The sequence below is a fragment of the Arthrobacter sp. P1_B11 genome (assembly GCF_056406715.1).
Window position 1 is genome coordinate 1 of record NZ_JBFTZQ010000016.1, and the last position, 20,984, is coordinate 20,984.

Below are 20,984 nucleotides of genomic sequence, written 5' to 3' on the forward strand. Positions count from 1 at the left end.
ACGGACATGAACGTCTACTTCTGCGACCCCGCCAGCCCCTGGCAGCGCGGCTCGAATGAGAACACCAATGGGCTGCYGCGCCAGTACTTCCCCAAGAGCACGGATTTGTCCGTCTACGGTCCCGAAGACCTCGAACTCGTCGCTCAGAAACTCAACGGCCGGCCACGTAAAACGCTCGGCTGGGAAACCCCAGCCGAGCGTTTACGTGCTTTACTACTAACCACCTAACCAACAGGTGTTGCAACGACCGCTAGAACCCAAGAGGGCCTCGAGTGTTCGTTCGCGCTCAACCGGAAGCGCCGAAGGGATCAGGAGCCGTTGCTGTACACATCTGCACCGAAGCGGTTCACGTCCGGCGCCGCAGCGTAGCCGAGGTACGGCAGGCCGAAGAGGTCCTCCAAGCTGGCCAGGAGGCTGTAGTGGTTGTACGGCCGTTCGGACGTTGTCCCGCCCTTGGTCCGCGATGACAGGACGAGGGCGCCGATGCGGCCGCCGCCTGCACCTCCGGGAATGGCCATGGACGCGCTTTCCTTCCCCTCGGACTCATCGAAGGTGATCACCAGGACCCCGTCCTGTTTGAAGGCTGGGGAGGACAGGATCTCCGGGACGTGCTGCTTGAGCCATTCGTCAGAGGTTGCGAGGCCGCCTTCCCGCCCGTCGGCACAGGGGTGGTCGTGCCCGTCGTTGCACAGGTTGGGGGTGATATAGGACAGGTTCGGCGTCGTGTCCGCCGCCCTGAGGTCGGCGGACAGGTTGCTGAAGTCGACCACGTTGGCCTGGCACTCGGGCGAGGACGTGATTGAGGTGAAGTAAACGAAGGGGTTGTGCCTGGTGGCGTACTGGCCATCAGCGTTGGCGTTTTGGTTCGTGTCCCTGGTGCCGGGCTCGGGATGGCGGCAGGGCGTTCCCATGTCCTCCATGTAGCCCTTCCACGTTTTGCCGGCGGCGCTGAGCTGGCCTGCGAGCGTGGGCACAGAATCCGGATAGACGCACCCGATGCCCTCCACCTGGCCAAGGGCAGCTGTCCCGGTGGAGTTCAGCGGCTCATAGGTGTGGCAGTCCTCCCTCGTGGCGGGGTTGGGCCCCTGCCCGGACAGCTGGGCAATGTAGTTGGGCATGGACAGATGCGCGATGGCGTAATACTGGCTCAGCAGCACGCCCTGCCCGCGCAGCGTCTGCGACAGGTACGGCGCGGCGGAATCGGCGCCCCAGACACTGTCGTAGGACTTGTTCTCGAGGTTGATCACGAAGACATGGGCCTGTTTTCCGGCATCCGGCTGCGTGCGCGACTGCGACGGCGAGGGGCCGGGAGCCGCCTCGCAGCCGGCCAGCGCTGCCACCACTGCGATGCTGGCCAGCAGGAGCGAGGCGCGGCGAAACCGTCCTCTGCCGCGGGGCAGTTGCGAGGAGCTTTCAGCCGTCATGAGTTCTTGCCTCCTGATGCACAGGCGCAGCACCGTCCGTGTAGGAGCCCATGGTGTCACGCCGGCCCCGGCAGGAACGTGAAGGTTTCCTGAGAGTTCCATGAAACCGGGACGCACGGAGCTAGGCCGGGTGGATGGCGATGGCGGTCGCCTTGATGACGAAGTGGACGGTCATTCCGGGTATCAGGCCGAGGTCGGCCGACGCGGCCGGGGTGATGTCTGCGGAGAGGCCTCCCGCGCGGACCCGGATCTGATCGCCGTGTGGCTCCAGATCGGTGATGGCCACCGGGAATGAGTTTCGCGGGCTGCCGTGCTCTTCGGTGAGGAACACGGAAACCGCCGAGGGGGGAAAGACCGCCACGCCGTCCTGCCCGGGCACGGTGGTGTCGTCGTGATGGCCCGCGACGATCTGCCCTTGGGCCGTCACCAGGCCTTGCTCGGTGACACTGCCCGTCATGAGGTTCAGTCCGGCCAGCCCGGCCGCAAACCGGCTGCGCGGTTTTTCGAGGACTTCGCGCGTGGGGCCTTCCTCGGTGATCCGGCCGTCCTCGAGGACGATCACCCTGTCTGCCAGCATGAGGGCGTCAAGGATGTCATGGGTGATGATGATGGCGCGGCGGTTGGCGAGGACGCGTTTGAGGAGCCGGCGCAGCAGGGGTGCTGCGTGGATGTCGAGGGCGGCCATGGGCTCGTCGAGGAGCAGCAGGTCAGGGTCGGCGGCGAGGGCGCGGGCGACGGCCACCCGCTGTGCCTGACCGCCGGAGAGCTGTCCGGGTCGCCGTGAAGCGAGGGATCCGGCGTCGACTTCGGCGAGCCAGTGCGCTGCCGTTTCGCGGGCTTCGGTTCGGGAGGCGCCGGCGCTGCGCGGTCCGAACGCGACGTTGTCCAGGGCGCTGAGGTGTGGAAAAAGGAGTGCTTCCTGGGCCAGCAGTGCCGTGCCTCTGATGTGCGGGGCGCTCCAGAGGTTCTTGTCTGCTGTCAGGTCGAAGAGGACTTTTTCGCCGATCGTGGCTTTGCCTGTGTCGGGGCGCAGCAGGCCGGAGATGATGGCGAGCAGTGTTGATTTGCCGGCACCGTTGGGCCCGAGGACGGCGATGGTCTCGGCCGGCCCGAGGCGGAGGGAGACGTCGAAGTTCCGCGCGGCGAGGATGGCGTTCAGATGGAAGGTCACTGCAGGGCCCTTTCCGGTGCCGCGCCGGTGTGGGGGTGCCGGTAGGAGAGCCCGACGACGGCGACCGCCACGGCGACGAGGACGAGGGAAAGTGCGACTGCGGCGTCGGCGTCTGTTTCCCGCTGCAGGTAGATTTCCAGCGGCAGCGTGCGGGTCACGCCCTGCAGGCTGCCGGCGAAGGTCAGTGTGGCACCGAATTCGCCGAGGCTGCGGGCGAAGGACAGGACTGCGCCGGAGGCAAGGCCGGGCAGGACGAGCGGGATGGTGACGCGGCGCAGCACGGTGCTCGGGCGTGCCCCGAGGGTGGCTGCGACCGCTTCGTATTTGTTGCCGGCTGTGCGCAGGGCGCCTTCGAGGCTGACCACCAGGAACGGCAGCGCGACGAAAGTCTGTGCGAGGACGACGGCGGTGGTCGAGAAGGCGATCTGGATTCCGGCCAGTTCGAGGTTCTTGCCGAGCAGGCCCTGGCGTCCGAAAGTGTAGAGCAGGGCGATGCCTCCGACGACGGGCGGCAGGACCAGGGGCAGCAGGACGAACGCGCGCAGCAGCCGCTGGCCCGGGAACGGGCTCCGGGCCAGGACGAGTGCCAGCGGAACGCCGAGGACGACGCAGGAGACGGTGCTCGCCGCGGACGTGCGCAGGCTCAGGCCCAGGGCGGTGAGCGAGGATTCGGACGTGACCAGCGGGACGAACTGGGGCCAGTTGACCTTGGCCACCATGGCCACCAACGGCAGCAGGACGAACAGTCCTCCTGCCGCCGCGATTGCGTAAATCCATGGCGGGATGCCGGTGTACCCGGAGCCGCTGCGGTGGTTCATGCTGTCCCTTAGGGGGTGCCGAATCCGGCGTCGGTCAGGACTTTCTTGCCCTGGCTGCCGGTGACCGTGGCGATGAAGGCCGCGGCCAGTTCCTTGTTCTTGCTGGTGCCGACGGCGGCGATCGGGTAGGTGTTCACGGCCTGGTCAGATTCGGGGAAGGCGATGCCCTTGACCTTGTCTCCGGCGGTCTTGACGTCGGTGACGTAGACGAGGCCGGCGTCGGCCTCGCCGGAGGTGACCTTGCCCAGGACGTCGGTTACGGAGGATTCCTCGCTGACGGCCTTCAGGGTGGTGCCGGTGGCCTTTTCGACTTTGTCGGTGGCGGCGCCGCAGGGAACCTGGGGAGCGCAGGTGACCACCTTCACGCCCGGCTTGGCCAGATCGGCGAACGATCTGATGGAGGCGGGGTTGGACGGCGGGACGGCGATCTCCAGCACATTCGTGGCGAAGTTCGCAGGCTGGCCGTCGATCAGCTTCGCGTAGGTGAGCTTGGCCATGTTCTTAGTGTCGGCTGAGGCGAAAACGTCCGCGGGGGCGCCCTGGGTGATCTGGGTGACCAGGTCCGAGGACCCGGCGGAGTTCAGCGTGACTTTGGTGCCGGGGTTCTTGGCCTCGAAGTCGCTGGCCAGCTTGGTGAAAGTCGCTTTCAGGGAGGCTGCGGCGAAGACCGTGACGGTGCCGGAGAGTGCCGGCGTCGCCGAGGTGCCGGTGGCCGCGGAGGTGCCGGCAGGCGCGGAGGCGGTGCCGGCGGCGCAGCCGGCCAGGGCGGGGCTCAGGGCGCCGGCAACCAGCAGTGCGGCTAGAGGCTTGCGGGCGCCGCTCATATGATGCTCTTTCCCTGGGGTGTTTCGATGATGACGGTGGTGGCTTTGACGACGGCGGTGGCGACGGATCCGAGCTCCAGCCCGAGTTCCCGGACGGCTTCGCTGCTCATCAGCGACACAACCCGGAAGGGGCCGCACTGAAGTTCGACCTGGGCCATGACCTTGTCCGCGGTGATCCCCGTAACGAGCCCGACGAACCGGTTGCGCGCCGAGCTGCCTACCCGGGTGGGGTCCTCTGGCAGCTGGGCCTGGTCGCGGGCGAGGTGCGCCAGCTCCAGCCCGTCAACGGCCAGCCGGCCGGACTCATCCCTGACCGGGGTCAGGATCCCGTTCTCGGTCCAGCGCCTGATGGTGTCGTCACTGACACCCAGGAAGCGTGCTGCTTCAGTTACGCGGATTTTCGGCATGGCTCCATGATCCCCCATTTGCGGATATTTTGGGTATTTTGAACCGCAAATCAGAATGTGATCATCCTTTTCACCGGCATCCGCGGTGCGACAGTCAGTTCGGCATGACGACTTTTTCACCGTTCCATTGGCTGTCAGATGCCTGTGCGTTCTCCCGGCGCCCGTTCAGCGATTGTCAGATGCCTGTGCGTTCTCCCGGCGCTCGTCGGTTGGCCCCTGGTTTCTGCTGGCCCGTGCCGTAAGCTCCGATAATGGACCCTTCCTCGGAAGACCGGCCACTCCCCGCCCCCGATGACGGCGCCGGGCGGCCGCGGGCAAGTTTCCGGTCGGAGCTCGACAGCCAGCGATACACCGTGGTCGATGAGGACTGGGCCGGCGGCATCCCCGCCCAATACGGGGTTGCACCCCGGGTGAGAATCGGTCAGACCAAATGGTTCAACCTGTTGTGGCTGATACCGATCGGGCTTCTCCTCCTGCTGATAGCGGTCGCCGTTGCCAAGGGAATCCGCGGTCTCCCGGCCGTGCAGGACTTCATCCATCAATTTCCGGGGACGTCCGGGCTGCCCATCACCGCTCCCGTGGGATTTCCCGCCTGGCTCGGCTGGCAGCACTTCCTGAACCTGTTCTTGATGATCTTTATCATCCGTTCTGGCCTCACCATCCTTACCGACCACCCGCGGCTCTACTGGACGAAACACTCCACCCCGGGCAAGGACTGGTTTAGGGTGCAGAAGCCGGTTCCTTCGGACCCGCTCTACACGGCAAAAGAGGATTCCATCACCCTCCCGAACGGTATCGGCCTGCCCGGCCGCCGGCACTCCATCGGACTGGCCCGCTGGTGGCATCTCGGCATCGACACGCTTTGGCTGGCAAACGGCACCGTCTTCTTCATCCTGCTGTTCACCACCGGACAGTGGATGCGCTTGGTCCCGCTGCATTGGGACGTGATTCCCAATGCTGTCTCGGTGGCCATTCAATACCTGTCGTTGGATTGGCCTGTCGAGGGCGGGTGGATCAACTACAACAGCCTGCAACTAATCGCCTACTTCGTCACCGTCTTCCTCGCCGCCCCGCTGGCTCTTCTCACCGGGCTGGGGATGTCGCCGTCGCTTTCCACTCGGTTCCGGCGGATCAGTTCCTTGTTCAGCATCCAGGTCGCCCGGTCGCTTCACTTCTTGGTCTTGTGCTGGTTCGTCGTCTTTATCGTCATCCACGTAGCCCTCGTGACCACCACCGGTGTCCTTCGGAACCTGAATCACATGTATGCCTCCCAGGACACCGAGTCGTGGACCGGGTTCTGGATTTTCGCGGCCTCAATGGTTGTCGCGACCATGGGTTGGGTGGCAGCAACGCCATTCACCTACCGGCACCCTCGGGTCGTGCAAAAGGTCGGCTTCGCCCTGATCGGCCCATTCCAGCGCCTGTTCGAGCACATCGATTCCAAGCCTGGCCAGTACACCGAGCAGGACATCTCCCCATACTTCTGGCATAACGGCAAGTACCCGGCCACTGAGGAATACCGGCAGCTGCAAGCCGGCAATTTCGCCGACTACACCCTCGTCGTCAACGGCCTCGTTGAGAACCCCGTCGAGCTGAACCTCGATCAGCTCCGGGCTCTGGCGCATCAGGAGCAGATCACCCAGCATTTCTGCATCCAGGGCTGGTCCGGGGTCGCCAAATGGGGCGGTGTCTCCATGCAGACAATTCTCGAGACCGTCAAACCGACACCGGACGCGAAGTGGGTGATCTTCTACTCCTTCGCTCTCGGCCCCGAAGGCGGCCTCTACTACGACGCCCAACCCATCGAGCAAATGAGCTACCACCTGACGATGCTCGCCTACGACATGAACGACCAACCGGTCTCATTTGGCCATGGGGCCCCGCTGCGACTGCGGAACGAAACCGAGCTCGGATTCAAGATGGTCAAATGGATCAAGGGAATCGAATTTGTCAACGATTTCGCCGAAGTAGGAGGCGGTCTCGGTGGCTACAACAACGACCACGAGTTCTTCGGCTACCGCCAGTCGATTTGATCGATATCTGTCAGGATGTCACTGACGGTTGGTGCGGAGATCTCGTTCGCAAAAGCCTGGGCGAGGGCCGCCGGACCCGGCATCATGGGGTGTGCCGGGTCCAACGGACTGGCCGAGCTTCAAAGGGAGCACCGTCCGACCAGGTGTCCAGAGCCTGACAAAGGCGCCCTAGGAAAAGGTCGGAACACCCTACGCGTTTGAGGCGCTGCCGTCTCCCAGCCCGACTGCGCCAGGCGGGAACTGCCAAATGTGACCCCTGCCCGCGTCTCCGGCTTCCCTGAGGCCCGCGGGTGTTAGGTTCGAGACTGAACACTGTCCATCCTCGAACCACCGGAAAGAGCATCAACCGTGGAATCGCCTGCACCCGTCCGGATACTGACAGTCTGCACGGGGAACATCTGCCGCTCCCCCGTGGCGGAACGGCTCCTCCAGGCCGGGCTTGACCAGGTTCTGCCCGGCGGCTTCGAGGTCCGCAGCGCCGGCACGCGCGCCATGGTGGGCGATCCCGTCCAGCCCCTGTCCGCGGACATCATCCGCACCTTCGGCGGCACCGCGGACGGCTTTGCCGCGCGCCAGCTCACTGGCAAGATACTCCGTCGGGTGGACCTGGTCCTGACCATGACCTCCGCGCACCGCGGCGAGGTCCTGCAGCTGGACGCGTCGCTGCTCAAGCGCACCTTCACCATCCGTGAGTTCGCGCGGATGCTGGATGTCCTCGGGGAACGGGAGAACGCGAGTGAGAAGGAACAGAACGACGGCGACCGGCTCGCCGCGAACACCAAGCTCTGGCGCAAGCTCCCGGCCCGGGCAGCGTCCGTGAGGCACCTCGCCCTGGCCCCTGAGGCAGCCGACAACGACGTCGTGGACCCCTACCGCCGCAGCGCCGAGTACTACAGCCAGATGGAAGACGAACTGGCCCCGGCCATCATCTCCGTCCTCCGCTTCGCCCGGCTCAACACACCAGGCTGAACGAGCCCGCTTGAACGCGTCCGCTCAAACGCACCCGGCTGAACGCACCCGTTTGAACGCCCCCTCCAAAACCCGGGCCTTCACGCACCGGACCGCAACGGACCGCCAAACCCGGCCGGCCGCCGTCGTTCTCTCCGCCCGGAATTGGTGATAGCGTCCGTTCATGGATGCCCGGCCTGATCCGGCTGAAGCGGCTTCTGCCGCTTCCTCCACCGCTCTCTTGGCGAACCGGCGGCGGAGAATCCTGACAGGGATACTCGTGTTACTGCTGGCCATTCCTGTGGCCGGTGTGGCGTACCTCTCGAACCTGGCCCGCATCTACGATTCGCAGACCACGAAGATCGACAACGCGCTGCCGGCGCCGGAGCCCACGGCCGTCGCCAAGGCTCCGCCGGGCACCGTGGCAGCAGCGCCCGCCGTCCCCGTCCCCGAACGGCCCACCCTGCCCATGAATATCCTGGTGATGGGCAGTGACCGCCGCGAAGCGAAGAACAGCCCCGGCGCCGCGACCGACCAGCGGGCGGACACCATCATGCTGGTCCACGTCTCTGCGGACGGCAAGCACGTGTACGGCATCTCGCTCATGCGCGACCTCTGGGTCACCATTCCCGGCTACGGCGAGGCAAAGATCAATGCGGCGCTGGGACTGGGCGGCGTCTCACTGGTGGTGCAAACCGTGCAGTTCCTGCTGAACCAGCACATCGACCACGTGGTGATGATGGATTTCGAAGGCTTCAGGGGGCTCACCGAGGCCCTGGGCGGGGTGGATGTGGACATCAAGGAGCCGTTCACCTCCACGCATGACACCCACCAGGACTTCCCCGCCGGCATCAACCGGCTCAAGGGCCAGCGCGCCCTGGAGTTCGTCCGGGAACGCTACGCATTTCCCGATGGCGACTACCGACGGGTCCGCAACCAGCAGCAGTTCCTCCGCGCACTGGTGGCCAAGACCCTCACCGGCGGCACGCTGGCCAATCCGCTGACAGTGCACAACGTGGTGAGCGCGGCGGCCCCGTTCCTCAGCGTGGACAAAGGATTCGACGCCGCGGCGTTCGGCGGCCTGGCCTTCAGCCTGCGCAACATCCGGCAGCAGGACGCGGTGTTCTTCACACTGCCCACCGGCGGCGACTCCGTGTCCACCGCCGGGGAGTCCATCCTCCTGCCGGATGCCGGCGCCATCGCCGCGGTGGCCGCCGCCCTGGCGAAGGACACGCTGGCGGCGTACGTCGCGCAGATAACGCCCGACGCCGGCGGGTGACGCTCCGGACGGGAGCCGGCCGGGCGCCGTCGTAATGTCGCGTAAAGCGCCGGAAGCCCTTCCTTGCAAGTCCGTTTGGGCTGGATGTATAGTCGCTCATCCCCCGCAACGGGGCCGACTCGGTACGGTCAGGACTGGTGAGGGTAATGAAGAAAATTATGTGGATCGTTGCCGCCGCGGCGGTGGTCTTTCTGATCATTGGCGGCACGGTCAAAGCAGTCGGCTTCCTGCTGTGGGTGGCGCCCTTTCTGTTGATTGTGGCCGTGTTGCTGTTCTTCCTGAGCCGTTCCGGCGGCCGACGCATCCCCTGACACCCCGTTGACGATGGAGCTGAAGATGCTGCGTGGAATTGGCACCTACTCGTTTCCCCTGAAAGCCGGCGAGGAATGCCCGGCGGGAACATTTCTTCTCGATCTCGCCTCCGGCCGTTTTGAATGGTCCGAGGAGGTGTTCCACATCCACGGCTACACCCCGGGCGAGGTGGTTCCGACGCTGGAGCTGTTGATGGCCCATAAGCATCCGCAGGACCGGGAACCCATCCGCCGGATGATCGCCGAGCTGAGTTCGAACGGCGGACAGCGGGCAATCTTTCACCGCGTGATCGACAGCAAGGGCCGGGAGCGCCGTGTCTTCACCGCCGCCGAAGCCTGTCTGGATGACACAGGTAAAGTCACGGCACTGCGCGGCTTCACAGTGGACCTCAGCAGGACGGTGGCCCTGGAGACCCGCCACGCCGCCGCCGAGGCGATCCGGGCAACCTACGCCAGCCGGGAAGTGATCGAACAGGCCAAGGGCATCATCATGGGCCTGCAAGGCGGGACGACGGACCAGGCATTCCGGGTCCTGGCCACCCGCAGCCAGCACACCAACGTCAAGCTGGCCACCGTGGCCGAGCAGCTGGTTGAGGCAGCAACCCGGGGGAAGGCTCCGGAGGCCATCTCCTGCTGGGAGGCCCAGACGGAGCAGCTGGATCCGACGGCGTAAGCGGCGCGCTCGGCCTCGCGCTCCGCCCCGGACCACCGCAGACCTTCAGGAGAACCGCATGACCGCCGAAACCGCCAGGACTGACGAAAGGGAGCCAGCCGTGAGCACCAAGACCGTGAACCCTGACAACGTGAAAACCGAACAGCTGATCATCATCGGGTCCGGCCCCGCCGGCTACACTGCCGCGATCTACGCCGCACGGGCCGGCCTCAAGCCCCTGGTCCTGGCCGGGTCCGTCACCGCCGGCGGCGCCCTGATGAACACCACCGACGTCGAAAACTTCCCGGGCTTCCCGGCCGGCATCCAGGGTCCCGAGCTCATGGACGGCCTGCAGCAGCAGGCCGAAAGGTTCGGCGCACAGGTGGTGTTCGACGACGTCACTGACGTGCAGCTGAAGGGTCACCTCAAGCGCGTGGCCACCGGCGCCGGCGAGACCCACCAGGCACCCGCCGTCATCCTCGCCACGGGCTCGGCCTACAAGGAGCTCGGCCTGCCGGAGGAGAAGAAATTCAGCGGACACGGCGTCTCCTGGTGCGCCACCTGCGACGGGTTCTTCTTCCGCGACCAGGACATCATCGTGGTGGGCGGCGGCGACTCCGCCATGGAGGAAGCCACGTTCCTGACCCGCTTCGGAAAGTCCGTGACCGTCGTCGTCCGCAAGGGTGAACTGCGCGCCTCCCGGATCATGGCCCAGCGCGCCAAGGACAACCCCAAGATCAGCTTCGCGTGGCACTCGGCCGTCGGCGCCATCCACGGCGACGGCAAGGTCACCGGCGTGACGCTGAAGGACACCCGCACTGGCGAAACCCGGGAGCAGGGCGCCACCGGAATCTTCGTGGCGATCGGGCACGTGCCGCGGACCGAACTGGTCGCCGGGCAGGTGGAGCTGGACGCCGAGGGCTACATCAAGGTGGACTCCCCCACCACCGTCACCAACCTGACGGGCGTGTTCGCGTGCGGCGACGCGGTGGACCACCGCTACCGCCAGGCCATCACCGCCGCCGGCACGGGCTGCGCCGCCGCCCTCGACGCGGAGCGCTACCTCGCCGCCTTAGACGATGCGGACAGCATCGCCACGGCGCTGGTGGAGGAACCCACCCACGCGTAGATCTGGCCGCCGGATCCGCCCGGCCCGGCTGACGTAATAGTTCTGCAGTCCTAAGACGGGTTTTTCGGTCTGCCTAAATTTGCGATATTCTGTTGGGGTGAACAACCCCGACGTCGTGGAGAAAAGCATGGCCGCCCCCACAACGGCCCAGCCACCCGCCATTAAGCGTAGGCGGATTTCCCGCCTGCTGCTGCTTGGGCCGGCCTTCGTCGCCGCGATCGCGTATGTGGATCCCGGCAATGTCGCGGCCAACCTGACGGCGGGGTCGAGCTTCGGTTATCTGTTGGTCTGGGTCCTGGTTGCCGCCAACGCCATGGCTGTCCTGGTGCAGTACCAGTCCGCCAAGCTCGGACTCGCCACCGGCCTCAGCCTTCCCGAGATCCTCGGCAAGCGCCTCGGCACCGGCCGACGTCGGCTGTACTGGGCACAGGCTGAAGTGGTTGCCGGAGCTACGGACATGGCCGAGGTCATCGGCGGCGCCGTCGCCCTGAACCTGCTCTTCGGACTCCCGCTGCTGGCCGGCGGGATCATCATTGGCGTGGCGTCCATGCTGCTGCTCACACTGCAGTCACACCGGAGCCAAAAGTCCTTCGAGTACGCGATTGTCATCCTGCTCGGAGTCATCGCCGTCGGGTTCGTCTCGGGCCTGTTCGTCAATCCCCCGGATGCCGGAAGCGCACTGACCGGCCTGGTGCCGCGGTTCGAGGGGACGGACACTGTCCTGCTCGCGGCCAGCATGCTGGGAGCGACTGTCATGCCGCACGCCATCTACCTGCACTCGGCCCTGGCCCGGGACCGGCACGGCTATGCCGAGGACCCCGCCGAGCGCACGCGGCTGATCCGCGCCACGCGCTTCGACGTGGCCGGCGCCCTCCTGCTGGCCGGCGTCGTCAATATCGCAATGCTGCTGCTTGCCGCCTCAAGCCTGCGCGGCGTGGAGGGCACGGACACCATTGCCGGCGCCCACGCAGCCGTCACGTCAGCCCTGGGCCCGACCATCGGCATGATCTTCGCCATCGGCCTGCTGGCATCGGGGCTGGCATCCACGTCGGTGGGCTGCTACGCCGGCGCCACCGTCATGGGCGGGCTTTTGAAGATCCGCGTGCCGCTGCTCACCCGCCGCGTGATCACACTCATCCCGGCGCTGATTATCCTTGGGGCCGGCATTGAACCCACCCTGGCGCTGGTCCTGAGCCAGGTGCTGCTGAGCTTCGGCATCCCCTTCGCCCTGATTCCACTGATCCGCCTCACCGGCAAGCGGGACGTCATGGGCATCCACACGGACTCGCGGGCCCTGAAGATCGCCGGCTGGACCAGCGCGACGCTCATCGTCGGCCTCAACTGCGTCCTCATCGCGCTGACCATCTCGGGCCAGGCCTGACCGCACCCGCAGCCCGCAAGCCCGAGCTCCTACCCAGCTGAGCCGCAGTGAAGGTCGTTTTCAGGCCTCAAGATGGCTCTAGCCGCAACCCAGTTAGGAGAGCGGACAGGCAGGCCCGTGGCAGGCAAGCCTAGCGGTCCTTCTGCTAACGCCGGGCCACGGCGCGGCCGCAGCGCCGCCCTACCGGTACCAGCCCACCGCACGGTCGTAGCTGCACTCCAGGGCACCCGTGCCCGGCTGGGCCCCTCCGCCGGCAGGGAAATAGATGGCCCCGAAGTCCGCCCCCTCGGCCTCGATACGTCCGCGGGCCCAGAGCTGGGCCGCCTCGAGATCCGTTTCCGGGATGGGTTCCCGGGTGCTGTGGTGCCCGAGATGGATGTCCAGCTGGTACTGCCCCGGGTGGGACGTTCCCGCGTGATGGCCGGGATCGTGTTCATCCCGCCTGCTGATCAGGACCTGGGCGGAAGCGTGAAGAATGGACGGCTCGCTGGCCACTCCTCCGTCCTTCTGCTGCTTGATCCGAAGGCCGGACACCACACTCTCCACGGTGTCGTCTTCGGTGACCGCATAAGCCGAGCCGGTGACGTCCACCTCTGACCCTCCTACGCTTTTCAAATGCTGGCCGAACTGTTCGGAACTGGATTGACTGGCGTTCATGCACCCTCCTTGAGGGTATTCGCGGCGGCTGCCGACCCTTGCCACAGTAGCCCCATCACAGCGGGCCACGCCGGTGCCGCCGGAACTGATTTCGCGGGACGCCGGCCCGTTCCCGCGCATGACTGCCGCCTCGATGGTTATTTTGCTGACAGTGCGGGTACGGCGCTAGTAACGTGGAGCATTCGCAGGCCAAGGGCGAACGGGAGTGGAGATCGTGGGCAACGACGGAAAGCACAATGGGACCCAACGCAGTGACGGCACCGTGCCGTCCGGCTGGACAGCGGGAGCGGTGGAGCTCACCCTGATCCGCCACGGCGAGAGCCAGGGGAACGTGGCTGCCACGGCCGCCCAGGAATCCGGCGCGGACGTCATCGACGTCCCCGCCCGCGACGCCGACGTCGAGCTCTCCGCCACAGGGCGGGAGCAGGTACTGGCCCTGGGCCGCGCCCTGGCGCAGGTCCCCGCAGAGCTGCGCCCCGACGTCGTGATCTCCTCCCCGTACATGCGCGCCTACCAGACCGCTGAGATCGCCGTCGAGGCGGCGGGCTGGCCCGTGCCCGTCCGCACTGACGAGCGCCTCCGGGACCGCGAACTCGGCATTTTGGACATGCTCACCCGCCTCGGCGTGGAGAACCGGCTCCCCGATGAGGCAGAACGACGGCGGTGGCTGGGTAAGTTCTACTACCGCCCGCCGGGCGGGGAGTCCTGGACGGACGTGGTGCTGCGGCTGCGCTCAGTGCTCGGCGAACTGAACGCGCTGGGCAGCGGGCACCGGGTGATGCTGGTCTGCCACGACGCCGTGGTGCTGCTCTTCCGTTACGTCCTGGAAGGGATGTCCGAGCAGGAGCTGCTGGATCTCGCCGCGAGCACCACCGTCCTGAACGCGTCGGTCACCAGGTACGTGCGGCCGGAGGGCGTGGGGCCGTGGACCTTGAAGAGCTTCAATGTGGCCGACCATCTCACCGAGCACGGCGTCCAGGTGACCGAGCACGCAGGGGATGCCAGTGTCCACCCACGCTGACGCCAGCTCCGACGCTGCCGGTGCTGCACCGGCCGGCACTTCCGCCGCGCAGATCACGCCGTCACTTCTACGGGACTGGCCGCTCCCCTCTGCCGGAGCCGACAAGTACTCGCGTGGCGCGGTGCTGGTGATTGGCGGCGCCAGGCGCACGCCGGGCGCGGCGCTGCTGGCCGGAACCGCCGCACTCCGGGCCGGCGCCGGCAGGCTGACGCTGGCTGTGGCCGAGTCCGTGGCCGTTCAGCTGGCGGTCACGCTACCGGAGGCCGGGGTAATCGGTCTGCGGGAAACCGCCGGCGGATCCGTGGGGTCCGCGGGGCTCGAAGCCCTGTTCGAGGACCTGGATTCGGCGGACGCCGTCCTGATCGGTCCCGGATTGGACGACATCGACGGGACCGAGGCGCTGCTGCGGGAGCTGCTGCGGCATGAGGCCGAGCGGACGGCGGAGGTGCGTGCCGGCGGAGGGGATTCCGACGGCGGGGATTCCGACGGCGGGAATGCCGGAGCGACGGTGATCCTCGACGCCTATGCGCTCGGCTGCCTGCCCAAGCTGCTGGGCGAACTGGAGCCGTGGGCCGGCCGCCTGATTCTGACGCCGAACCCGACCGAGGCCGCAATCCTCCTGGGCCGCGAGGACGGCCTGGGAGACGACGACGAGCTGGCGGCCGCGGTCGCCGAAATTGCTGAGAAGTACCGCGCCGTGGTGAGCTGCCAGGGCCTGATCGCCCGGCCGCCGGGCGGCGACGCCCCGGAAGCCGCGGACCGTTGGGAGATCACCACCGGCTACGGTGGCCTCGGGACTTCGGGAAGCGGCGACATCCTGGCCGGTGCCATCGCCGGGCTGCGGGCCCGCGGCACCACCGACGCGCAGGCCGCCTGCTGGGGCACCCACCTTCACGCTGCGGCCGCGGACAGGCTCGCGAGCCGGCTGGGGAGCCTGGGTTTCCTGGCACGGGAACTGGCGGACGAGCTGCCACCGCTCATGATGGAACTGAATACCTAGGCACTGAATACCTGGGCACTGAATACTTGGGCGGGGGCCTCAGTTCAGCGACCCCAGGATGGAGCGGAGGGAAGCGGCTGCCGTCTTGGCGGCAGTCTTGGGGTCCACTTTCCCGGCGGTGACGTCATGAACGGCCTTGGCGACGGGCAGTTCCGTCAGCGCGGCACCGGCAAGGTCGCCCCGCCCCTGGATGATGCCCCAGTGCTTGACGTCGTCGACTCCCTTCAGCAGGACGCTGAGAACGTCCGGTGCATAGAACTTGCTCAGTGGTTCCTTCTTGCCCAGGCCGGCCGGCAATGCCCGCCAGGCATCGGCAAACTGCGTGGGGTTGGCTTCAGTGCCGGCACGGACCGGAAGCCGCTCCTCCGGTGCAATGGACAGCCAGTCAGCGTAACCGTCGCTCATGACATACTCCACGAACTGGCGCGCATGATCGGCGTCAGAATCCTTGGTAATGGTCCAGGACGTGATCTCGCCAAACTGCGCAGGCTCGTCCCCTGACCCCAAAATGCCGGTGACCACGCCGGTGTTCCTGGCGAGGAACGCGGGGTCGGCCTTGCATTCGGGGCAGTTTGGCCTGGCGTCGTTGCGAAGGCCCGCCAGTTCGTCGAGCATGAACGTGGGCCAGACGGCCATGGCGGCCTTTCCGGCGAAGTACGCGGCCCGCACAGTGTCTGTGTCCTGAATCCCGGGAACGGAATAGTTCGTCAGCATGTCGCGGTAGAAGCGGAGCGCCCCCACGCACTGAGGGCTGTCGAACGTGACGCTGCTCTTCGAATTGACCATCTCGCAGCCGTTGCCCTGGGCGATGTGCTCAAACGACTGTTGCGTGAAGGCCTGGCTCTTGTTCGCCGCCACGAAGCCTGCCAGCTGCGGAGTGTGCAGCTTTTGGGCGGCAGCTTGGATGTCACCATAGGTAGCCGGCGCCCTCAGACCAGCCTGGGCAAAATGGTCTTTTCGGTAATAAAGAAGCTGCTGCCAGGACGAATCGGGCACGGACAGCTGTTGGGTCCCGTCGCGGGTCAGCTCCAGCGAGCGCGGGGACCACGTACTCTCGCCCAGGTTGCTGATGACCTTGGCGTTGGCCTCGACGTTGATGAGGTCACCGGCAGCCGCCGTGCGGACGTTGCCTAGCGAAATGCCGCCTATGACGTCGGGCAGGTCACCGGACGCGGCTGACGACGTAAGGACCTGGTTGAACCGGTGGGCGGGTACGCTCACGAGGTCCACCGTCACACCGGAGGCGGAGGCAAACTTCTCGAGCATCCCCCTGGTCTTGGCCAGGCGATCCGGGAGGGTATCCGCGGTCCAGACCGTGATGCCGTGGGGGTCAGATGCATCAGGAGGGGGACCGTTCGGGCCTCCGCTGGACGTGCAGGAAGTGAGAATCCCTGCAGCCAAGGAAACTGCAGCGACGAAGCCGACGTTGGCCCGCCCTCTGGTTCTGTTCACCTCGGTGCTCCTGCCGTGGAGGTGCCCGCAGATAGGTGTTCGAAAGTCCCTGGGTGCGACCGGAGTTTCATCCAGAGACTTGTTTTTCCAGCGTATCCAAGTGAAGGCGTCCTGTCAGCAGTCGGGCTCTAGTCTGTGTCTTCGCCGGGTTGACGCAGGTTCGGTGGAGGGTCACACTGGCCACACATATTCGGGAAGACCTGGAGATGGGTGGACATGGCATGACTGACCATCGAACCAATGGGCCTGGCCCCGGCCCAGCGCATGGCCGCACCCGCGATCCGCTCCTGCGCCGGGTCATCCTCCCTGACTTTCTGGTTGTCTTCCTCGCGCCCATCGCCGAGAACGTGTCCTACAAGATTGCGATCCAGGGCCGGCAAACGTGGCTCTTCGAGGATCTTGGCTACCTCTTGGGAGCCGGGCTGCTCATCGTCATCACTTTCTTCGGCGTCTGGACACATCAGCGCGATGACCGGAAGCTTCCTGAAGCCGAAGCCATCCGGGACGCGATCGCGGCCACGGTGGTGCTGCTCTATCTTGTGTTGGTCTCCTGGGCCGTCTTCTTCACCCCCGGCCCAAATCGCATCCTCCTCTCGGACCAGCTCCTCGCGTCGCTGACCACGGTCACGGCCGTGGTGGTTGCGTTCTACTTCATTTCAGGTGCCGCCGGCGGCAAGTGGGCACTTTATCTGCTGAGGCGTGAGGAGGGTGCCGGGCCAAGCCCTACGCAGCCGGGTCCTGCTCAGCCAGGCGCGGCCCCGCAAGACCCTGGGCCGCAAGGCCTGGCGCAACAGAAAGCGTCTCGGCAGAGCCCGGCGCCTCAGCACCTCCCGCCACGGAACCCGGCGCCACAGGACGACGCAGAACGCCTGTAGCCCGGGTGCCGTCAGGCATCGCGGTACGTCAGGGCAGCCCGTTTCGCGGGCTCAGCAGGCGTTGCAGGCACCCGTGAGAGCCGGCTTAAACCCGGCGCCCTTCGCCGGCTGTGCCCTGCTCTTGTTTGCCGGGCACGCGGGGGTTATTTTAAGCGTGGGATCGCGCTCTAGCAGTCAGGGCGCAGTGATCCCCTTAAACAGGAGCGCGTCAATGTCGACCATCTCCAACGCCCCCCTTCCCGGCGGGATGCACAGGCCGTCGGGCGATCGGTTGTGGTGCCCTGAATGCCAGACCGACGAGCACCTGATCGTCGAATCCATCGAAGCTTTGCACCCCCCTCAAGAGGGCCTAGTGGATGTGTCCTATACCTGTGTTGAATGCGACTACTTCTACGCCCACGCGGCGAGCGTGCACGACGTCGCCGCCGTCCTGAACCGTCACGGCCAGGTGATGGGCGTTCTGCAGTTCGGCGGTGAATACTTCCACTGCGGCACGCCTATGATCTCCGTCAGCTCCGGAACCAGCAGCATCTACGGCCACGAGCTGTCCCGGCGCCACACCATCCACGACGTCCATCTGCCCACGCGCCTCCTGCGCTGCGGTTGCGGGTTCCAGATGGAGGTGCCGGACTGACCGGCCACTAGGTAAGGAGAGTGCAACATGGCTATGACCCACGCCGCTGCCGGTGCCCGAACCAGGCTCCAGCTGGCGTCCCAAGCTGTCGGGGCAGTGTTCCTGCTCGTCGGCATTCTTGGCTTCATTCCCGGAATCACCAGCAACTTCGGGTCGCTGGGCCTCGCCGGGCACGCCTCGGAAGCAATGCTCCTGGGTGTGTTCCAAGTCTCCATCCTGCACAATATCGTCCATATGCTCTTCGGTGTGGCCGGCATCCTGATGGGCCGCACGCCCGCGCAGGCAAAGAACTTCCTCCTTTACGGCGGAATTGTTTATCTGATCCTCTGGCTGTACGGACTGATCGTGGGCCACGAATCCGCAGCAAACTTTGTCCCGGTCAATACCGCGGACAACTGGCTGCATTTCCTGCTGGGCGTGGGCATGATCGCGCTGGCACTGCTGCTGTCCCGCGAAAGCACCACCGTCCGCGGAGCAGTACGGGGCTGAATACCTGAAGCGCGATGCCAGGGAGTGGCTGACAATGACCGCATATCAACAACCAGGTTTGACCGCCGCCGGAGTTCCCGATGTGGTGCCCCGGCGGAAGGGCAGCATGGTGGTCAGGTGGATCACGTCCACGGACCACAAGATTATCGGCTACATGTACCTGATCGCGTCCTTCGTGTTCTTCTGCCTCGCCGGCGTGATGGCGTTGCTGATCCGTGCCGAGCTGTTTGAGCCGGGCATGCAGATCCTGCAGACAAAGGAGCAGTACAACCAGCTGTTCACGATGCACGGCACGGCCATGCTGCTGATGTTCGCGACCCCGCTGTTTGCCGGGTTCGCGAACGTCATCATGCCRCTGCAGATCGGCGCCCCTGACGTCGCGTTCCCCCGTCTGAACGCGCTGGCCTTCTGGTTCTTCCTGTTCGGCTCCACCATCGCCGTCTCCGGCTTCATCACCCCGCAGGGCGCGGCGTCCTTCGGCTGGTTCGCGTACGCGCCGCTTCACAACACGACGTTCACCCCCGGGATCGGCGGGGACCTGTGGGTGTTTGGCCTGGCGCTGTCCGGTTTCGGCACCATCCTCGGCGCGGTCAACTTCATCACCACCATCATCTGCATGCGCGCCCCGGGCATGACCATGTGGCGCATGCCGATCTTCACCTGGAACACGCTGATCACGGCTGTTCTGGTGATTATGGCCTTCCCGCCGCTGGCCGCAGCACTGTTCGCGATGGGGGCGGACCGCCGCTTCGGTGCGCACATCTACGATCCGGACAATGGCGGCGCCATTCTGTGGCAGCACCTGTTCTGGTTCTTCGGCCACCCCGAGGTGTACATCATCGCGCTGCCGTTCTTTGGCATCGTCTCCGAGATCTTCCCAGTGTTCAGCCGCAAACCGATCTTCGGCTACAAGGGCCTGGTCTACGCCACGATCTCAATTGCGGCCCTCTCCGTGACCGTGTGGGCGCACCACATGTACGTCACCGGCTCGGTGCTGCTGCCGTTCTTTGCCTTCATGACCATGCTCATCGCCGTGCCCACGGGTGTGAAGTTCTTCAACTGGATCGGCACCATGTGGGGCGGCTCGCTGACGTTTGAGACCCCCATGCTGTGGAGCCTCGGCTTTATCATTACGTTCCTCTTCGGCGGCCTCACCGGCATCATCCTGGCGTCGCCGCCGCTGGACTTCCACGTCTCGGACTCCTACTTTGTGGTGGCGCACTTCCACTACGTGGTGTTCGGCACCGTGGTGTTCGCGATGTTCGCCGGCTTCTACTTCTGGTGGCCGAAGTGGACAGGGAAGATGCTCAACGAACGGCTCGGCAAGATCCACTTTTGGATGCTGTTCCTCGGCTTCCACGGCACGTTCCTGATCCAGCACTGGCTCGGCGTGGAAGGCATGCCCCGCCGCTACGCCGACTACATGCCACAGGACAACTTCACATGGATGAACCAGTTCTCGACGGTCGGTTCGTATCTGCTCGGTGCGTCGCTGATCCCGTTCTTCTGGAACGTCTACATCACCGCCCGCAGCACCGAAAAAGTCATGGTCGATGACCCGTGGGGCTTCGGCGCATCACTGGAGTGGGCCACGTCCTGCCCGCCACCGCGGCACAACTTCACGTCCCTGCCGCGCATCCGCTCGGAGCGTCCGGCACTGGACCTGCACCACCCTGAGATTCGGATACGCGAACACGATACGACGCACGCTCCCGTGGCTGAGGTGCTCGGGGCAGCGGACATCGGGTCCCGCGACGTGCGGAACCCCGATCCCGACAAGTGATTTGCGGCCTGCTGGCGGCTGAGTTGGTGCCTTGTTGGCTGGCGGCTGGCTGAACAGCTGACGTCGACGGCGGTTCGCCCGCGTAAAATTTCCTACTCGCCGAATGCGGCGACGATAGGAAATCTGCGGCGATGCCGGGCAGCAGGTGATGTTTAAGCAGCCGCCAGTACTAGGCAGCCACCGCCAGCGGTGCCGTCGAAGCGGCGGTTCCCGAACCGCCGTCGGCCGGTGCCAGAACGCGGACGTTGCACTCGGACTGCAGCGGGTCGATCGAGCGTGGCAAGTGGTGGGTCTTGGAGCATTCACGGAGCTCCTCCAGTGCGGAGGGTTCAACACGCGCGTGGCTGACGTCCACAACAAGCTGAAGTCCCTGCTTGAGGTGGTTGGCGCGCTTCATGACGACGTACAGAGCTTGAATGCTTCGGGCGGTTACATTTCCTTGGGCGGCAACCTGAGCTTCGCCGCATTCCAGATCCAGCCGGACCAGGACCTTGAGCTTATGGTTCAACGAACATCTCCCCTCATGCACGGCCGCGACGCTGCGACCGAAGACAACCCTAACCCAAATGTGATGCAGGTAACAGGAAAAGTCTGAATGTTGCGGGAAGACCGGTTTACGGGTGACTGAGCCGACAGCAATCAAGGCCGCTGGTTTCGCCCGTCGAAAGCCGATTCTCAGCAGGCTCAACCCGCGGA

22 protein-coding genes are annotated in these 20,984 nt (G+C 65.6%); 14 read left to right on the forward strand and 8 right to left on the reverse strand.

Annotated elements, in window-relative coordinates; all coding sequences use genetic code 11:
- On the forward strand, positions 1-228 hold a 228-nt coding region (locus AC1D14_RS13650), incomplete at its 5' end, for an IS30 family transposase (RefSeq protein ID WP_476968645.1).
- Between the two features lie 80 nt (positions 229-308).
- On the opposite strand, the gene AC1D14_RS13655 is transcribed toward AC1D14_RS13650, so the two are convergent.
- The 5 genes from AC1D14_RS13655 to AC1D14_RS13675 form a co-directional block, all read right to left on the reverse strand.
- Complete coding sequence (locus AC1D14_RS13655) at positions 309-1,424, reverse strand: alkaline phosphatase family protein (RefSeq protein WP_230121438.1); 1,116 nt, start codon at positions 1,422-1,424, stop codon at positions 309-311.
- 121 nt (positions 1,425-1,545) lie between these two features.
- Positions 1,546-2,595 (reverse strand): sulfate/molybdate ABC transporter ATP-binding protein, encoded by a 1,050-nt coding sequence (locus AC1D14_RS13660; RefSeq protein ID WP_230121439.1) that lies wholly within the window; start codon positions 2,593-2,595, stop codon positions 1,546-1,548.
- On the reverse strand, positions 2,592-3,413 hold the full coding sequence (locus AC1D14_RS13665) for an ABC transporter permease (protein ID WP_230121440.1): 822 nt from the start codon (positions 3,411-3,413) through the stop codon (positions 2,592-2,594). The genes AC1D14_RS13660 and AC1D14_RS13665 overlap by 4 nt, the downstream gene beginning before the upstream one ends.
- An 8-nt stretch (positions 3,414-3,421) precedes the next feature.
- Positions 3,422-4,237 (reverse strand): molybdate ABC transporter substrate-binding protein, encoded by an 816-nt coding sequence (gene modA / locus AC1D14_RS13670; RefSeq protein ID WP_476882485.1) that lies wholly within the window; start codon positions 4,235-4,237, stop codon positions 3,422-3,424.
- Positions 4,234-4,644 (reverse strand): TOBE domain-containing protein, encoded by a 411-nt coding sequence (locus AC1D14_RS13675; RefSeq protein ID WP_230121442.1) that lies wholly within the window; start codon positions 4,642-4,644, stop codon positions 4,234-4,236. The genes modA and AC1D14_RS13675 overlap by 4 nt, the downstream gene beginning before the upstream one ends.
- A 251-nt stretch (positions 4,645-4,895) precedes the next feature.
- Between AC1D14_RS13675 and AC1D14_RS13680 the strand changes: the two genes are divergently transcribed.
- The 7 genes from AC1D14_RS13680 to AC1D14_RS13710 all read left to right on the forward strand — a co-directional run bounded on the left by AC1D14_RS13680 (position 4,896) and on the right by AC1D14_RS13710 (position 12,377).
- Positions 4,896-6,677, forward strand: a complete 1,782-nt coding sequence (locus AC1D14_RS13680) for a molybdopterin-dependent oxidoreductase (RefSeq protein WP_230121443.1) — start codon at positions 4,896-4,898, stop codon at positions 6,675-6,677.
- Positions 6,678-7,025: 348 nt separating this feature from the next.
- Positions 7,026-7,646, forward strand: coding sequence for an arsenate reductase/protein-tyrosine-phosphatase family protein (locus AC1D14_RS13685; RefSeq protein ID WP_230121444.1), 621 nt, complete (start codon positions 7,026-7,028; stop codon positions 7,644-7,646).
- Positions 7,647-7,809: 163 nt separating this feature from the next.
- Positions 7,810-8,904 (forward strand): LCP family protein, encoded by a 1,095-nt coding sequence (locus tag AC1D14_RS13690; protein WP_476968646.1) that lies wholly within the window; start codon positions 7,810-7,812, stop codon positions 8,902-8,904.
- 158 nt (positions 8,905-9,062) lie between these two features.
- Complete coding sequence (locus tag AC1D14_RS13695; protein ID WP_230119448.1) at positions 9,063-9,215, forward strand: hypothetical protein; 153 nt, start codon at positions 9,063-9,065, stop codon at positions 9,213-9,215.
- A gap of 25 nt (positions 9,216-9,240) precedes the next feature.
- On the forward strand, positions 9,241-9,888 hold the full coding sequence (locus AC1D14_RS13700) for a PAS and ANTAR domain-containing protein (RefSeq protein ID WP_230119449.1): 648 nt from the start codon (positions 9,241-9,243) through the stop codon (positions 9,886-9,888).
- Positions 9,889-10,018: 130 nt separating this feature from the next.
- On the forward strand, positions 10,019-10,996 hold the full coding sequence (gene trxB, locus AC1D14_RS13705; RefSeq protein ID WP_230119499.1) for a thioredoxin-disulfide reductase: 978 nt from the start codon (positions 10,019-10,021) through the stop codon (positions 10,994-10,996).
- Positions 10,997-11,123: 127 nt separating this feature from the next.
- The gene (locus AC1D14_RS13710; RefSeq protein WP_230119500.1) at positions 11,124-12,377 is read left to right on the forward strand and encodes an Nramp family divalent metal transporter; all 1,254 of its coding nucleotides are present in this window, start codon (positions 11,124-11,126) and stop codon (positions 12,375-12,377) included.
- A gap of 180 nt (positions 12,378-12,557) precedes the next feature.
- Here the strand turns inward: AC1D14_RS13710 and AC1D14_RS13715 are convergent, their stop codons facing one another.
- Positions 12,558-13,034, reverse strand: coding sequence for a hypothetical protein (locus tag AC1D14_RS13715; RefSeq protein WP_230119450.1), 477 nt, complete (start codon positions 13,032-13,034; stop codon positions 12,558-12,560).
- A 262-nt stretch (positions 13,035-13,296) separates the two neighbouring features.
- Here AC1D14_RS13715 and AC1D14_RS13720 point away from each other — a divergent pair, with 262 nt between their 5' ends.
- Both AC1D14_RS13720 and AC1D14_RS13725 read left to right on the forward strand, forming a co-directional pair.
- Positions 13,297-14,055: a histidine phosphatase family protein gene (locus tag AC1D14_RS13720; RefSeq protein ID WP_230119501.1), complete on the forward strand. Its 759-nt coding sequence runs from the start codon at positions 13,297-13,299 to the stop codon at positions 14,053-14,055.
- Entirely contained in the window at positions 14,033-15,055 is a 1,023-nt protein-coding gene (locus AC1D14_RS13725; RefSeq protein WP_230119451.1) for an NAD(P)H-hydrate dehydratase, read from the forward strand. Before AC1D14_RS13720 ends, AC1D14_RS13725 begins: the two co-directional genes overlap by 23 nt.
- Positions 15,056-15,094: 39 nt before the next feature.
- Here AC1D14_RS13725 and AC1D14_RS13730 read toward each other — a convergent pair whose 3' ends face one another.
- On the reverse strand, positions 15,095-16,507 hold the full coding sequence (locus AC1D14_RS13730; RefSeq protein ID WP_230119452.1) for an ABC transporter substrate-binding protein: 1,413 nt from the start codon (positions 16,505-16,507) through the stop codon (positions 15,095-15,097).
- Between the two features lie 221 nt (positions 16,508-16,728).
- Between AC1D14_RS13730 and AC1D14_RS13735 the strand changes: the two genes are divergently transcribed.
- The 4 genes from AC1D14_RS13735 (at position 16,729) to ctaD (ending at position 20,288) form a co-directional block, all read left to right on the forward strand.
- Positions 16,729-17,382, forward strand: a complete 654-nt coding sequence (locus tag AC1D14_RS13735; protein ID WP_230119453.1) for a hypothetical protein — start codon at positions 16,729-16,731, stop codon at positions 17,380-17,382.
- Positions 17,383-17,593: 211 nt separating this feature from the next.
- Positions 17,594-18,016: a hypothetical protein gene (locus AC1D14_RS13740; RefSeq protein WP_230119454.1), complete on the forward strand. Its 423-nt coding sequence runs from the start codon at positions 17,594-17,596 to the stop codon at positions 18,014-18,016.
- 27 nt (positions 18,017-18,043) lie between these two features.
- Complete coding sequence (locus AC1D14_RS13745; RefSeq protein ID WP_230119455.1) at positions 18,044-18,505, forward strand: DUF4383 domain-containing protein; 462 nt, start codon at positions 18,044-18,046, stop codon at positions 18,503-18,505.
- Positions 18,506-18,539: 34 nt separating this feature from the next.
- Positions 18,540-20,288, forward strand: a complete 1,749-nt coding sequence (gene ctaD / locus AC1D14_RS13750; RefSeq protein WP_230119456.1) for an aa3-type cytochrome oxidase subunit I — start codon at positions 18,540-18,542, stop codon at positions 20,286-20,288.
- Positions 20,289-20,457: 169 nt separating this feature from the next.
- Here ctaD and AC1D14_RS13755 read toward each other — a convergent pair whose 3' ends face one another.
- Positions 20,458-20,796, reverse strand: coding sequence for a hypothetical protein (locus tag AC1D14_RS13755; RefSeq protein WP_230119457.1), 339 nt, complete (start codon positions 20,794-20,796; stop codon positions 20,458-20,460).
- Positions 20,797-20,984 lie beyond the last annotated feature (188 nt).